The sequence below is a fragment of the Kitasatospora sp. NPDC098652 genome, assembly GCF_044760155.1.
In the GTDB taxonomy this organism is placed as follows: domain Bacteria; phylum Actinomycetota; class Actinomycetes; order Streptomycetales; family Streptomycetaceae; genus Kitasatospora.
In genome coordinates this window covers 12,207-26,270 of record NZ_JBIWAQ010000024.1, presented here as the reverse complement: position 1 = coordinate 26,270, position 14,064 = coordinate 12,207, and the positions used below count along the sequence as shown (strand labels likewise).

Here is a 14,064-nt window from a genome sequence, read left to right as displayed (position 1 = left end):
CCAGCACGGCCCAGCACGGCCCAGCACGGCCCGAGCGGCGCGCCCCCGGTGGGGGACGCGCCGCTCGGGCGTTCGCTCAAGTGGCGGATCAGAACTGGGTGCTGACGGTCACGCCGCTGAAATCGGTGGTGGCGTACAGGCTGATGTACCGGTAGCCGGCCGCCGGGTTGGTGACGGTGAGGCTCTGGGTGGTGCCCGGGTTGGTGGAGGCGGCGGTGTGGGCGCTGGGGGAGGCCCAGGTGTCGGCGTTGTAGTAGAGGGCCGCCGTGCCGGTGCCGCCGGAGGTGGAGACCTTGAGGGTGCTGGTGCCGGCCGGGAGGTAGACGTAGAAGTAGTCCAGGTTCCCGGCGGTGCGGGCCTGGTTCGGCCGGGAGCAGTTCTGGCCGAGGGCGTCGGTGCGCGGGTCGGTGCAGGTCGGCAGGGTGGTGGTGCCGCCGGTGGTGACGGTGACCGAGGTCGGGGTGCTGGCGGACTTGCCGGCGCTGTCGGTGACGGTCAGGTTGACGGTGTAGGTGCCGGCGGCCGCGTAGGTGTGGACCGGGTTGCGGTCCTCGGAGCTGCTGCCGTCACCGAAGGTCCAGTGCCAGGAGGCCAGTGAGGCAGGGGAGTTGTTCTCCACGGACTTGTCGGTGAGGGTGACGGTGGCGCCGTCGACGGACTGGCCGAAGAGGGCGGTCGGGCCGTCCGCGTAGCAGGCGCCGGCGGCGCAGGCGTTCAGCCAGGTGTCGAAGTCGGCGTCGTAGGAGGTGCCGAGGCCGTTGTAGACGGCGTAGCCGCCCTGGTAGTCGCCGGTGCGGAAGTGGCCGAGCATGTTCTGGACGTCGGCGGGGTGCTTCTCGACCATGTACCGGACGGCCAGGTAGCCCCACGGGTAGGTGCGCACCGTGTCCGAGTTGTCGTAGGTGTTCTGGAGGACGGTGCTCAGCTTGTACCGGTGCGTGGCGGCCTCGGCCATCGCCTGGGTGTCGGTGGTGCCGCGGTAGGCGTAGGACTCGTACTCGGCGACGCCCTCGATCCACCAGATGTCCGGGACGGAGATCTCGGTGCCGAAGTTGCCCTTCATGTCGTAGATGTTGTCGAGGTAGTGGGTGTACTCGTGGTTGAGGTTCCACACGTTGGCCGGGAAGCCGTCGAGGTAGGACTTCTTGTACATCACCGACACGGGCTTGTTGTCGGGGTCGGTGACGTCCATGACGGTCTGGCCGCCGTTGTCGGTGGAGTTGTTGTAGATCGCCCAGGAGTACGTCTGGTAGTCGTCCCGGTTGGCGAAGACGGCGAGGGTGATGGTCTTGCCGTACTGGCCGGGTATCGGGCCGTTGTCCTTGACCAGGTTGTGGAAGAAGGTGTCCTCGCCGCGCAGGCTCGCGCAGACGGTGGCCAGCTCGGCGGCGGTGAGGTCCTCGGTGCGGATGGTGCGGTTGTCGCAGACGAGGGTGTTGGGCAGCACGGCGGCGGTGAGCTTGCCGGGCAGGTCGCAGGTGCCGTAGTAGGAGCACTGCGCGTTGTCGTACCGGTTGGCGTTGTACGCGGTGTACACGTACAGCTTGCCGACCGCGCCGGATATGGGGGTGCTGTCGAGCACCCGCTTGATCAGCGGCTTGGCGACGGCCTCGACGGCCGGGCCGTCACCGGCGGTGCGGGCCAGGTCGTTGCCCGCGTTGACGGCGAGGAAGGCGTTGGGGGTGGTGAGCAGGTCCTTGTGGTTCTGGGCGAAGCTCGCCAGCGTGGTGACCACGCCCGGGTCGGCGGTGACGGCGCTGACGTAGTCCGGGTTCCAGTTGGCCCGCCACAGCGGCGCCCACAGCACCGAGTTGACGGCGTTGACCATCTTCGGGAAGGCGTTGTAGCCGTTGCCGTAGGCGTTCAGGACCTGCTGGTAGACGTTCAGGTAGTGGGCCTGGATGTTGGCGCTGTCGGTCAGGACCAGCACCTCGCTGAGCACGGTGCCGTTGGCGTCGCTGACGTCCGTCCGGTGTGCGGTCGCGAAGAAGGCGTCCAGGCCGGCCTGGACGGCGGCGGTGAGCGTGGCGTCGTACGGACCGACGGTGCTCGCGTTGTTGGACTGGACGTAGTAGCCGGCGCGTAGGAAGAGCACCAGCTGCAGCAGGTTGCCGGAGTTGTCGCCGGTGTACTTGCCCGCCTGGGCCCGGAAGGCGTTGGCGACGGCGAGCATCTGGGACTGCTTGAAGACGTTGGCCGCGTCGGTGCCGGTGACGTTGAACAGCGTCTTTACGCAGTCCGTGGTCGAGGCCTGGACGAAGGCGACCAGGTCGGCGCCGCTGCGGCCGCCGAAGTCCGAGGCCGCGCAGCCGGCCGCGGCGGGCGCCGGGGTGGTCAGCGCGTGCTGGGCCGTGGCGGCGGCCTTCGGGTGCTGGGCGTTCTGGGCATTCTGGGCGGCCTGGACGGTCCGGCCGGCCTGGGCGTTCTGGACGGCCGTTCCGGTCGGCTGGAGCGCCTGGCCGAGCAGCTCAGGCGGGAGCGGGGCGGTGGTGCGACCCAGGTCCTCGGAGGAGGACGGGGCGGCGATCTCGGCGCCGAACGGTGTCGGCGCGGCCGGGGCCCGGCCGTCGGCCGCCGGGGCCGCAACGGCGGCCGAGGCGGTGGCGGTGGCCGACGCCGGGGACGCGGCGAGGGCCGGGGTCGGGAGCAGGGTGGCGGGCCCGGCGAGGGCGGCCGCCACCAGGAGCGGAAGGGATTGGCGCAGACGCACTGCGGTGTCCTTGTCCTGAGGTGGGGGAGGTGACGCGGCGTCGGCCACGAGGCGGAGGGGAAGTTGACGTGTGACCTGTCACCGGAATCAGGGTCAGAACAATGTCACAGGTTATATGTCATCGCAAGGGTCCGTGCAGGGCCCCGCGGACCGCCCCCGTGGGCTGCTCCACCGGCTCCTGCGCTTCGCATCCGAAGCTCGGGTGCACGAATCAAAGTGACATGTCACACCCTATTGATTGTGGTGCGGCAACCGTGGCACGGTGCCAGGCGACGGCCTCCGCAGCAGCTGCCCGAGGCCCACCCCCACACCCCCCAGCAAGGAGTGACGATGCGTCACCGACTCCGGCTACCCCGTTCGCTCGCGGTGCTCGCCGCCGCGACCACCGCCGTCACCGGCCTCGCCGCCGCCCCGAGCCTCGCCGCCCCCACGGTGCAGGCCGGTGCCCAGGCGAGCCCGGCCGCCGGTCAGGCCCCCGGCCAGGCCGCCCCTTCCGCGCACCCCGGCGGGACGGCCCCCACCGGCACCGCCTTCGGCCTCGACACCCACGCCCAGACCCAGGCCGGCCGCCTCGCCCCCGCCCAACTCCCGCCGCGCTCCCCGCAGTCGGCCGCACCCAAGGCCCCGGCCCCCAGGCTCGCCAAGGCCCCGGCCGCCACCTCCTGCACCCCCGCCGATTTCAGCGGCCGGAGCGGCTCCGCCCTGGCGGCCTTCATCCAGGGCTCGTCCGTCGACTGCATCAGCTCGCTCTTCCGCCTCACCGGCGGTGACGCCCACGGGGTGTTCCAGCAGAGCCAGATGCTCGCGGCCGCCAACGGGCTCAAGAGCGCCGCCGCCTCGTACACCGGCGACAACTCCACCGGGATCTACCAGCTGGTCTACTTCCTCCAGGCCGGCTACTACGTGCAGTACTACCGCCCGGGCGACGTCGGCAGCTACGACGCGACGCTCACCGCCGCCGTCCAGGCCGCGCTGGACACCCTGGTGGCGAGCCCGCACTTCCTGGACGTCAACGACGGCAACGGCCAGGTCGCGGGCCAGGCGATGATCCTCAGCGACAGCGCCAACCTCCAGGCCCACTACCTCGGCACCTACCAGCGGGTGCTGAACGCGTACACCAGCTCGTGGGACGCGTCCTGGTACATGGTGAACTTCGCGAACAGCGTGTACACCCCGCTCTTCCGCGGCCACCAGAACGCCGACTTCGTCGCGGCCGCCACCGCCGACCCGAGCATCATCCGCACCCTGGACGGCTTCGCCCTCAACCACCGGAGCATGCTCGGCGGTACCAACTCCTTCCTGGTCTCCAACGCCGGCCTGGAGGCGGCCCGGTTCATCGAGCACCCCGCCCTGGTCTCCACCGTCCGCCCGCTGATCAAGGGCCTGATGGACGTCTCCTCGATCACCGGCCCCACCGCGTCGCTCTGGGTCGGCGTCGCCGGGATGGCGGCCTTCTACGACAAGGCGAACTGCTCGTACTACGGCGTCTGCAACCTGCCGGACCAGCTCAAGGCCGCCGCCCTGCCGGTCAGCCACACCTGCGACGCCACCCACACCATCCTGGCGCAGAGCCTCACCGCCGCCGACCTGGCCGCCGTCTGCGCCAGCCTGCAGAACCAGGACCCGTTCTTCCACAAGCTGGTCAAGGACAGCGGCCCGATCGCCGGCCAGTACGAGAACTCGCTGCAGCTGGTGGTCTTCGCCTCCCCGCAGGACTACCAGACCTACGCGGGCGGCATCTACGGCGTCAGCACCAACAACGGCGGCATCACCCTGATCGGCGACCCGACCGCCCCCGGGAACCAGCCGCTCTCGCTGACCTACCAGAACGGCGACGACGGCTTCACCGCGGGCGTCTGGAACCTCAACCACGAGTACACCCACGCCCTCGACGGCCGCCTCGACATGAAGGGCGACTTCAACCAGCAGATATCCGTGCCGGACGTCTGGTGGATCGAGGGCGTCGCCGAGTACGTGTCCTACAGCTACCGGAACGTCACCGACACCGGGGCGATGGCCGAGGCGCCCAAGCACACCTACGCGCTCAGCACGCTGTTCCAGAACACCTACGACAACAGCGACACCACCCGCACCTACCCGTGGGGCTACCTGGCCGTCCGCTTCATGGCCGAGAAGCACCCGGACGTCATCCAGAACATGCTGGGCCACTTCCGCACCGGGGACTACACCGGCGGCTACGCGACCTACAACTCGATCGGCACCGCCTACGACGCCGAGTTCAACACCTGGCTGGACGCCTGCGCCGCCGGCGCCTGCGAGGTCGGCGGCGCCCCGACCGCCGCGTTCAGCGCCGCCCCGACCGGCCTGGCCGTCCAGTTCACCGACCAGTCGACCGAGCCCGGCGGCTCCATCGCCTCCTGGGCCTGGAACTTCGGTGACGGCGCCACCTCCACCAGCCGGAACCCCGCCCACAGCTACACCGCGGCCGGCAGCTACAACGTCAGCCTCACGGTGACCGACGGCAAGGGGAGGACCAACACCGTCACCCAGTCCGTCACGGTCGGCAGCCTCAGTGGCTGCACCGCCGCCGACGCCCGAGTGCTGGACAGGAACTGCTCCCGCACCAACCAGTCCGCCACCGCCGGCAACCTGGCGTACTACTACATCTACCTGCCGGCCGGCACCACCACCCTGAAGGTGTCCAGCTCCGGCGGCACCGGCACCGCCTACCTGCTCTACAACCCCGACACCTGGGCCACCCCGAACGCCTACACCACCGGCTCGACCACCAACGGCACCACCAGCCAGAGCCTGACCGTCACCAACACCACGGCCGGCTACCGCTACATCAGCCTCTACGCCCAGACCGACTTCAGCGGCGTGACCATCACCACCCAGTACTGACCCGCACGCCGCACGCCGCACGGTGGCCCGGAGCACCCGCTCCGGGCCACCGTCCGTCGTCCGACGTCATCCGGCGTCATCCGGCGTCATCCCGCAGGCGGGGTCCAGCCGAGGGCGGGGCCGAGGTGGGTGGCGAGGTCGGTGAGGATCTGGGTGTAGTCCTCGGGCTCGAAGTCGAACGGGAGCGCGAAGGCGACCTCGTCCACCTCCCGGAAGCCGGCGTGGGCGTGCAGGCGTTCGGCGAGCTCGGCCGAGCTGCCGACCAGGTCGGGGGCGAAGAGCAGCCGGTTCGGGCCCTGCGGGGTGAGGGTGCGCGGGGTGCGGGAGAGCGCGTAGGCCCGGTACCTGGCGCGCTGTTCGGGGGTGGCGCCGTCGGTGGGGATGACCACCAGGCCCTGGGACACCCGGGCGTGCTCGCCGTCGGGGTGGTGGGCCCGGAAGGCGCGGATCTGCTCGGCCTGGATGGCGGCGAAGTCCGGTGCGGCGTCGCCGGCTTCGGGCTTGACCACGCTGCTGGTCAGCAGGTTGAGCCCCTGTTCGCCCGCCCAGCGGGCCGAGCGCAGGCTGCCGGCGCCGTACCAGAGCCGGTCGGCGAGCCCGGGGGAGTGCGGCTGGACCTTGCGCGAGTACACCTCGATGCCCTCGGTGCCGGCGAAGTCGGAGGCGTCCTCGCCGCGGACCAGGGCGAGGAAGCGTTCGGCGCGGGCCGGGGAGAAGTCCTCGTGGTCCCCGGTGTCGGGGTAGAGCGCGCCGCGCACGTGCTCGTAGTGGACGGGCGGGCCGACGCTGAACCCGGGGTTGAGCCGTCCTCCGGAGAGCAGGTCGACGGTGGCGAGGTCCTCGGCGAGCCGCAGCGGGTTCTCCCAGCCGAGCGGGGTGACGGCGGTGCCCAGCTGGATGCGGCTGGTCCGCTGGGTGGCGGCGGCGAGGACGGCGACCGGGGAGGAGATCCCGAACTGGAGGTGGCGGTGGCGCAGCCAGGCGCTGTCGAAGCCGAGCTGCTCGCCGAGGGTGATCAGGTCGAGGGTGGACTCGTGGCCCCGGCGCGGGTCCGCCTCGTCGAAGAGGCCGATGGTGAGGAAGCCGAGTTTCCGCAGCGGGCGGGAGGAGGGCGGCATGGTGGCGGCTCCGCGGGGGGTCTGGCGGCCCCGGAGGGCCGGACGGGGGTGCCCGTCGACCGTACGCAGACCGCGCGCGGTGCCACAAGATCGGCGCGGGATCCGGACAAGGGGCCGTAACGCGGCGCAACAGGGCGCAACGGGCGCCCCCGTTCCCGGGTGGGCGCCCGTCCCGGCCGCGCGCCGGGTCAGCAGCTGCGCAGCTCCGGGCTCTGGTTGCGGATCTGGTTGTGCAGCGAGGTGAACTCGCGGTACGCCGCGCTGTCCTCGGAGCCGGGCCGGAAGGCGCCGACGCGGTGGCAGTTGACGAAGGCGAGCTTCACGCCGAAGTGCTCCTCCAGGCTGCCGCGGATGGCGTTGCTGGCCAGGGCACGCAGCAGCTGGGCCCGCTGCTCGTCGCTGGGGGTGGTGTTGTCGGTGGTGAACTCGGCTTCGCCGTCCGAGAGTTCGGTGCTGAGCCCGGCGACGACCTGGTAGGCGTACGGGAGCGAGGTGCGGACGGTGTCGAGGAAGTCGGCCTGGTCGACGTGGCCGGCGCGGGCCTGGTCGAGCAGGGCGGGGGAGACGTCGAGCGACATGGGGGTCCTCTTTCGCGGGGGCGCGCTCGGGACGCGCACGGGGGAAATGGTTAACGAAGATGAAAACCATGTGCGCTAAGGACTGTCCTGGACGCCCCGACGCCCTGTCAAGTACCGCCCCCCGAAGGGCTGACGTCCGGCGCCCCCGGCGCCGGCCGCACCTTGATGACGAACACCGCGATGACGACGGCCAGCGCTGCGAAGACCAGGCCCAGCTGGAAGGCGCTGGTGATGCCGTGCACCAGGACGTTCGAGGAGTACGGCGCCGGGAGCTTGCCGGTCGCCCTGAACTGGAGGGCCTGCTGCGGGGTGGCCTGCCGCAGGAACGCCCCGACCTGCTGCCGGGCCTCGTTGCGGCTGGCGGTGCCGTACACCGTCACCAGGATCGAGAGGCCGAGCGAACCGCCCACCTGCTGCATGGCGTTGAGGCTGCCGGTGGCCGCCCCGGTCTCGTGCGGTGCCACGTGCGAGACGACGGTGAGCATCACCGGGACGAAGATCGAGCCCATCCCGAAGCCGAACAGCAGCGTCGGTCCGAGGATCCCGCCGACGTAGGTGCTGTGGAGGTCGATCCGGGTCGCCCAGAACACCCCGCTGAGGACCAGGACCGACCCGGCGACCAGGAACGGCTTCGGGCCCCACCGGATCTGGCTGCGCGCCGCGAACTGGGCGGCGCCGACGATGGCCACGCTGATCGGCAGGAACGCGAACCCGGCCCGCAGCGGGCTGAACCCGAGGATCTCCTGCACGAACAGGGTGATGAAGAAGAAGATGCTGAACATCGTCGCGGCCACGCACAGCATCAGCCCGTACGCGCCGGAGCGGTTGCGGTCGCGGAGCAGGTGCAGCGGGGTGATCGGCTGCGGGACCCGCCGCTCGTTGACGACGAACGCCGACAGCAGCACCACGGCGAGGCCGAAGGAGGTGAGCGTGACGGCGTCCGTCCAGCCGTGGTCGGAGGCCCGGATGAAGCCGTACACCAGGGACACCATGCCCGCCGTGGCGGTGAACGCGCCGGTCAGGTCGAAGCGCCCGGGGTGGCGTTCGGACTCGTTGATGTACAGCGGCGCCAGCAGGGCGATCGCGATGCCGATCGGCACGTTGACGAACAGCACCCACCGCCAGGACAGCCAGGAGGTCAGCATGCCGCCGAGCAGCAGCCCCACGGCCCCGCCCGCACCGGCCACGGCGGAGTAGACGCCGAAGGCCCGGTTGCGCTCCGGGCCCTCCTTGAAGTTGGTGGCGATCAGCGCCAGCGCCGTCGGCGAGGCGATCGCCCCGCCCACGCCCTGCAACGCCCGGGCCGCCAGCAGCCAGGACGAGGACTGGGCGACCCCGCCGAGCAGCGAGGCGAAGCTGAACAGCAGCACGCCGGCGATGAACACCCGCCGGCGCCCGAGGATGTCGCCCGCGCGGCCGCCGAGCAGCAGCAGGCCGCCGAAGGTCAGCGTGTAGGCGTTGATCACCCAGGACAGGTTGGTCGTGGAGAAGCTCAGGGCCTGCTGGATGTGCGGCAGGGCGATGTTCACGATCGTGATGTCGAGGACCACCATCAGCTGGGTGGCCGCGATGACGGTGAGGGCAATCCCTGGGTGCTGGCCCCGACGTGCGGTCGCGGGCGGAGCCGTGGCCAGGGCACGCGAGGTCGCCATGGCAGGTTCCCCAATGGCTCGGGGGCGAACGCGGGGGCAGGGGGGACGGATTCGTTCGCCACTACCGACGGTAGCGCCGGGCGATAGGGAACACAACCGTTCATTACCGACAACCATCAGTTTTCGGACGGCGCAAGCGCAGATGGGGCCTGCGGCTGTCACCCGTCGCCGGCACGGGTCATCCCCGTGGGCCACGGACCGCGGACGGAGAACCCGGTGGCCCCTGTTCCCGCCGCCGCAGATGCGGTGCACTGGTGGTACCACGACGACCGCCGACGGTGTCGGACGGGCGGGAGGCAGGTATGGACCGCAACGGGCCGGCGATCGAGCTGGCCGCGCTGAGCAAGTTCTACGGACGCGAGGTGGGTGTCGACGGACTCGACCTCGCCGTGGAGCGCGGTGAGGTGTTCGGGTTCCTCGGCCCGAACGGGGCCGGGAAGACCACCACCATCCGGTGTCTGGTGGGTCTGCTCCGGCCCAGTTCCGGGCGGGTGTCCGTGCTCGGGCTGGATCCGGTCGGAGACCACCGCGAGCTGGCGCCACGGCTGGGCTACCTGCCGGGGGAGCTTCGGCTGTACCCCGAGCTGACCGGAGCGCAGACGCTCCGGATGCTCGGGGACCTCCAGGGCGCTCCGACGTCCCGCCGGGGCACCCTGTGCGAGCGCCTCGGGCTGACGACGGGCGACCTGGCACGGCCGGTGCGGGGGTACTCGCGCGGGATGAAGCAGAAGCTGGGCCTGGTCCAGGCCTTCCAGCACGACCCGGAGGTGCTGGTACTGGACGAGCCGACCGAGGGCCTGGACCCGCTGGTGCAGGAGGTCTTCTTCGAACTGCTCACGGAGGCGGCGGCCGCCGGTCGCACGGTGCTCCTCTCCAGCCATGTGCTGCCGGAGGTGCAGCGGGCCTGCGGCCGGGTCGCACTCGTCCGGGAAGGGCGGCTGGTCGCGGTACGGAGGGTGTCGGAGCTGCGCGAGGAGCGCGCGCGACGGGTCCGGCTGGTGCTGGGCGACGGGCCGGTCCCCCGGGAGCTGCCCGGGATGGAACGGTGGTCGCCGCAGTGGCGCGGCGCCGAGGTGCAGCTGCTGATCTCCCCGGCGGAGTTGGTCGGTGAACTCGGAAGGCTGCTGGCCGAGTTGCCGGTGACGGACCTGTCGGTGGAGGAGGCCGGACTGGACGAGGCGTTCCTCGACCTCTACCGGCAGGGCGCCGACGCGCAGGAGGTACGGCCGTGAGAGCCCGGTTCCCCCTGTTCTGGCTGGCCCTCCACCGGCGGCGCCGGATGCTGGCGTTCCTGGCCGTGGGCATGGTCGTGTTCGAGCTCCTGATCGTGGTGGTCGTCCGGGCGGTGCCGCCCGTGCAGCTCTTCGGTGGCGCGGGCGGAGGAGTGCCGAAGGCGTTGAAGGCGTTCTCGGGCTCGGCCGGGGGCGTGTCCATCGCGAGCTATCCCGGCATGCTGGGGGCCGGCCTGGTGCATCCCTTCTGGATCGCCATGCAGCTGACGGCCATCGGCTCGCTGGCCGCTGCGGCCGTCGCGGCCGACATCGAGTCCGGCACCGTGGAACTGCTGATGGCCCGTCCGATCTCGCGGTTGCGGCTGCTGGGCGAGCGGGTGGCGGCCGTGTTGGTGGTCTCGTTGGCCCTCAACGGGGTCGCCACGCTCACGATCGGCGCCGGGGTGGCCCTTTCCCCCGCGCTCCACCACGCGGTCCCGCTGCGGGGTGTGCTCGCCGCCGGCGTCCTGGGGTGCGCGTTCTCGCTCTGCCTGGCCGGTCCGGCCGTGGCCGTCTCGGCCGCGGTGCGGCACCGGGCCCAGGTCGTCGGGGCCACCATCGCCCTGGGAGCCGTGGGGTTCGCCGTCAACTTCATCGCCCTGGCCTGGCAGCCGGCCGCCGCGCTGCGCTACCTGAGCCCGTTCCACTACTACACCCCGGGGGACGCGCTCGCCCGAGGCGGTTTCGCCTGGGGGTCGTTCGCCGTGCTCGCGGCCGTCGGGCTCGCGGGCCTCGGCGCCGCCGTCCCGCTGCTGCTGCGCCGGGACCTCGCGCCCTGACGACGTGCGTACGGCCGTGAGCGGTTTGACCGGGCGGGGGCGTTCCGGCTGGGACCTGCACGTCTCAAGTCGGTCTCTGCGGAAGCGGGATGAGCCGCCGGGGCGTGTGATCGCGGTGCGAAGTCGGCAGGGTGGTGGGTGTGGGCTCGAACGGCCCACCCCCGGATGTGGGTCGGCAGGGGATGATCGAGGCTCGGGGCATGGGATCGATCATTGTGCTCTTCGAGCTGGAATCCGACGGGGCCATCGGCGCGGAGGGTGTCGAACCCACCGTGTTCGCGGTGCACGCCGCCGGGGCCGATCCCGAGGTTCCGGAGGACCCGCAGCCGTACACCCTGTGCGGGCTGGAGACCGGACCGTTGGAGCACGCGCACTACCGGCCGACCCGGCCCGGGGACCCGTGGTACCCGCCCGTGCTCGCCGAGCGGCGGTGCCAGGAGTGCGAGCGGGCCCTGCGCACGCTGTGATCGCGGGGCGCCCGCAGCGGTTCGGGCTTTCTCAGGCGGCCAGGCCTGCCAGCACCTCGGCGCCCGGGAGCCGGGCCAGGGCCCAACCGGGGAGGATGAGTTTGCCCCGGCGTCGGCCGCTGCCGATCAGGACGGAGGGGGCCGCGGCCACCGCCTCGTCGATGAGCAGCGGCCAGGTGCCGGGCAGGCCGACGGGGGTGATGCCGCCGTACTCCATGCCGGTCAGGTCGACCGCGGTGTCCATCGGCGCGAACGATGCCTTCCGCGCCCCCAGGTGGGTACGGACGGCCTTGTTCACGTCCACCCGGGTGGTGGCGAGGGCGAGGCAGGCGGCCAGGGTGACCTCCCCGCCGCGCTTGGCCGCGACCACCACGCAGTTCGCGGAGAGCTCCGGCGGTGCTTCGTAGAACTCGCAGAACACCGCGGTGTCCGCCTTCTCGGGGTCGGTGTCCACGTACAGCACGGACTCGGCTGCCTCCCGTGCGTCCCAGTTCTTCAGGGCATCGGCCACGGGGGCGGCGAGGTCGTCGCGGACCTCCAGTGCCGGGAGGACGGCCGTGAAGTTCCCGAAGGGAGGGCGCACTGGATCGCTCATGGGGGGACTCTAGCGCGGACCGGCAGCCGGCTGTTTCCCGGCGGCGGGGTTGGGCAGGCGAGGGGCATGGACGTGGACGAGGTGATGAGCCCGGCCCCGTCCTGGGCGGCGGGTTCCCGGGCCCGGCCGTCCGCGAGTGCGTCATGGCACGGCCCACCGAGCAGTCCAGTGCGGAGTACCGCGGGGGAGCAGGAGTGCGTCGGCCCGTCGGCGGCGGCGTGGAGTGAGGAGTGCGGCATGAAGCGTGACCGGGAAGAACCCGCGCCACCGTCCTCCGACCTGACCAGGCGGCTGGTGCTGTACGGCACCGAGGGGGCGGTGCAGCGCTCCCGGGATTTCAGCCGCCGGACCCTGGTGGGTTGGCAGTGGCTGCCCGCCCCGGATGCCGAGCGGCTGGCCGTGGCGGAGGACGTCCTGCTGATGGTCTCGGAGCTGGTCTCCAACGCGTGTCTGCACGCGCCCGGCGGCCCCCGGGAACTGCGGCTGAGGTGGAACGGTGAGCGGCTGCGGGTGGAGGTCTCGGACGCGAGCCCGGACCCGCCGCAGCTGCGCCCGCTCGCCGACCCGGGGCGTCCCGGTGGCCATGGCCTCCGGGTGGTGGACCGGTTGGCGCGGGACTGGGGCTGCCGGCCCGAGGGCGCGGGGAAGCTGGTGTGGCTGGAGGTCGCGGCCCCGATGGACGGCAGCGCCGCGATCGACCGTAGGGCCTTCGGGAGCTGATCCGTACCCCGGGGTGAGGGGTCAGGCCGAGGGGTCAGGCCCGCCCGGGGCCGGCGTACGGCTTGGGCGGCGGTGCCGGATCAGGCGCGGGGATCGGGCCGGGATCCGGGAACGGGGGGACGGGCGGCGGCACCGGGTCGGGGCCCGGGCCCGGCTTCGGTGCGGGGTTGGGGTGGGGGAACGGCTCGGTGTCCGGATCAGGGGGAGTCGGGACGGTCATCTGGGCGGGCATGGCGGTGACTCCTCTCGTGGCGGAGGCGGTGGCCCGCGTGTACCCAGGGAAAGCGCAATAAACCACCCAGAACATGAATCGCCGACGAAGGGAGCCGACGCCCGGGTGGAGTATGGCCGGCGGGGCATCGGGGCGCCCCGTCGGTGGCATCCTGACGGGATGTGCCAACGGGGTGCCGAGACCAGGCGTGAACCACGGGTGCCGAGACCAGGGAGGATGCCGTGCTCCTGAACCGACCGTCGCCGCCCGCCGCCCCGGGTGGTTGAGGTGCCCCGTCGCGGCCGGGCCGCACCGCGCGTCCGTACCTGGTGGCAGTTGCTGCGGACGGTGGTCCGGAGCGTGTGGGAACAGGGCCGTACGGTCGAGCTGCTCCAGCGCTCGATGGCCTTCGCCGCGCTGTTTTTCGTGACCCTCGTCCCGCTGCTGATCGTCATCGCCGCCGCCTTCCCGGCGCGGGGCACCGGGATCGCCGAGTGGATCACCGACGGGCTGGGCCTGTCCGGCCGGGGCGCCGCCGCCGTCCATCAGCTCTTCGTCCCCCGCGGCCAGGTGCTCAGCACCACCACGGGCTTCGGCCTCGCCGCGCTGGCCGTCTTCGGGGTCTCCCTGATGGCCTCGATCCAGGGGGTCTACGAACGCATCTGGGAGCTCGACCGCGGGCCGTGGCACGCCGTCTGGCGCCAGACCCTCGGACTGGCCGCGCTGACCGGGTACATCGTGCTCGCCGCCATGAGTGGTCTGCCGTGGCGCCACTCGGCCGTCCAGCCCTCCGTCCGCATCGCCGCGACGACGGTCGGCGGCGTCGTGCTGTTCTGGTGGCTCCAGCGCCTGCTGCTCGCCGGACGCGTCCCGGCCAGGGACCTGCTGCCGGGAGCCGTCGCCACGATGGTGGCACTGGCCGGGCTCCGGCTGTTCTCCCGGCTGGTCTTCGCACCCCTGCTGGTGTCCAACGCCGTCTCCTACGGGACGGTGGGCACCGTGCTGATCGTCCAGTCCTGGCTGATCGGCGTCGGCTACACCGTGTACGCCGGCGCGCTGGCCGGACGCGTCCTGGTCCAGGCCCGTCGCACACCGTGA

General features: G+C 71.9%; 11 protein-coding genes. 6 read left to right on the top strand and 5 right to left on the bottom strand.

Translation table 11 applies throughout. From position 1 onward, the window contains the following. Nucleotides 1–88: 88 nt before the first annotated feature. Complete coding sequence (locus ACIQWA_RS34660) at nt 89–2,710, bottom strand: collagenase (protein ID WP_402489451.1); 2,622 nt, start codon at nt 2,708–2,710, stop codon at nt 89–91. A gap of 330 nt (nt 2,711–3,040) precedes the next feature. On the opposite strand from ACIQWA_RS34660, the gene ACIQWA_RS34655 reads away from it, so the two are divergent. Continuing rightward, nucleotides 3,041–5,575, top strand: coding sequence for a collagenase (locus ACIQWA_RS34655; RefSeq protein ID WP_402489449.1), 2,535 nt, complete (start codon nt 3,041–3,043; stop codon nt 5,573–5,575). An 86-nt stretch (nt 5,576–5,661) separates the two neighbouring features. Here the strand turns inward: ACIQWA_RS34655 and ACIQWA_RS34650 are convergent, their stop codons facing one another. The 3 genes from ACIQWA_RS34650 to ACIQWA_RS34640 all read right to left on the bottom strand — a co-directional run bounded on the left by ACIQWA_RS34650 (nt 5,662) and on the right by ACIQWA_RS34640 (nt 8,923). Further along, nucleotides 5,662–6,693, bottom strand: a complete 1,032-nt coding sequence (locus tag ACIQWA_RS34650; RefSeq protein ID WP_402489446.1) for an LLM class flavin-dependent oxidoreductase — start codon at nt 6,691–6,693, stop codon at nt 5,662–5,664. Between the two features lie 188 nt (nt 6,694–6,881). Continuing rightward, nucleotides 6,882–7,271 (bottom strand): SCO5389 family protein, encoded by a 390-nt coding sequence (locus ACIQWA_RS34645; protein WP_402489443.1) that lies wholly within the window; start codon nt 7,269–7,271, stop codon nt 6,882–6,884. A 107-nt stretch (nt 7,272–7,378) separates the two neighbouring features. After that, nucleotides 7,379–8,923: an MFS transporter gene (locus ACIQWA_RS34640; RefSeq protein WP_402489440.1), complete on the bottom strand. Its 1,545-nt coding sequence runs from the start codon at nt 8,921–8,923 to the stop codon at nt 7,379–7,381. Between the two features lie 302 nt (nt 8,924–9,225). Between ACIQWA_RS34640 and ACIQWA_RS34635 the strand changes: the two genes are divergently transcribed. The 3 genes from ACIQWA_RS34635 to ACIQWA_RS34625 all read left to right on the top strand — a co-directional run bounded on the left by ACIQWA_RS34635 (nt 9,226) and on the right by ACIQWA_RS34625 (nt 11,440). Next, nucleotides 9,226–10,155 carry an ABC transporter ATP-binding protein gene (locus tag ACIQWA_RS34635; protein ID WP_402489437.1) on the top strand — a complete coding sequence of 310 codons (930 nt, stop codon included), beginning with the start codon at nt 9,226–9,228 and terminating at the stop codon, nt 10,153–10,155. Further along, nucleotides 10,152–10,973, top strand: a complete 822-nt coding sequence (locus ACIQWA_RS34630) for an ABC transporter permease subunit (protein ID WP_402489434.1) — start codon at nt 10,152–10,154, stop codon at nt 10,971–10,973. Before ACIQWA_RS34635 ends, ACIQWA_RS34630 begins: the two co-directional genes overlap by 4 nt. 200 nt (nt 10,974–11,173) lie before the next feature. After that, a complete protein-coding gene (locus tag ACIQWA_RS34625) occupies nt 11,174–11,440 on the top strand; it encodes a hypothetical protein (protein ID WP_360231617.1) in 267 nt (88 codons plus the stop codon). Nucleotides 11,441–11,471: 31 nt separating this feature from the next. Here ACIQWA_RS34625 and ACIQWA_RS34620 read toward each other — a convergent pair whose 3' ends face one another. Then, nucleotides 11,472–12,035: a YbaK/EbsC family protein gene (locus ACIQWA_RS34620; RefSeq protein WP_402489431.1), complete on the bottom strand. Its 564-nt coding sequence runs from the start codon at nt 12,033–12,035 to the stop codon at nt 11,472–11,474. Between the two features lie 237 nt (nt 12,036–12,272). On the opposite strand from ACIQWA_RS34620, the gene ACIQWA_RS34615 reads away from it, so the two are divergent. Continuing rightward, nucleotides 12,273–12,755, top strand: a complete 483-nt coding sequence (locus tag ACIQWA_RS34615; protein ID WP_402489429.1) for an ATP-binding protein — start codon at nt 12,273–12,275, stop codon at nt 12,753–12,755. 499 nt (nt 12,756–13,254) lie between these two features. Then, nucleotides 13,255–14,064, top strand: coding sequence for a YhjD/YihY/BrkB family envelope integrity protein (locus ACIQWA_RS34610; RefSeq protein ID WP_360231605.1), 810 nt, complete (start codon nt 13,255–13,257; stop codon nt 14,062–14,064).

What these genes read in the sequence shown, in the direction of transcription:
- ACIQWA_RS34655 (WP_402489449.1), top strand. Translation starts at nt 3,041, where the DNA reads ATGCGTCACCGACTCCGGCTACCCCGTTCGCTCGCGGTGCTCGCCGCC.
- ACIQWA_RS34650 (WP_402489446.1), bottom strand. Translation starts at nt 6,693, where the DNA reads ATGCCGCCCTCCTCCCGCCCGCTGCGGAAACTCGGCTTCCTCACCATC.
- ACIQWA_RS34645 (WP_402489443.1), bottom strand. Translation starts at nt 7,271, where the DNA reads ATGTCGCTCGACGTCTCCCCCGCCCTGCTCGACCAGGCCCGCGCCGGC.
- ACIQWA_RS34640 (WP_402489440.1), bottom strand. Translation starts at nt 8,923, where the DNA reads ATGGCGACCTCGCGTGCCCTGGCCACGGCTCCGCCCGCGACCGCACGT.
- ACIQWA_RS34635 (WP_402489437.1), top strand. Translation starts at nt 9,226, where the DNA reads ATGGACCGCAACGGGCCGGCGATCGAGCTGGCCGCGCTGAGCAAGTTC.
- ACIQWA_RS34625 (WP_360231617.1), top strand. Translation starts at nt 11,174, where the DNA reads ATGGGATCGATCATTGTGCTCTTCGAGCTGGAATCCGACGGGGCCATC.
- ACIQWA_RS34620 (WP_402489431.1), bottom strand. Translation starts at nt 12,035, where the DNA reads ATGAGCGATCCAGTGCGCCCTCCCTTCGGGAACTTCACGGCCGTCCTC.
- ACIQWA_RS34615 (WP_402489429.1), top strand. Translation starts at nt 12,273, where the DNA reads ATGAAGCGTGACCGGGAAGAACCCGCGCCACCGTCCTCCGACCTGACC.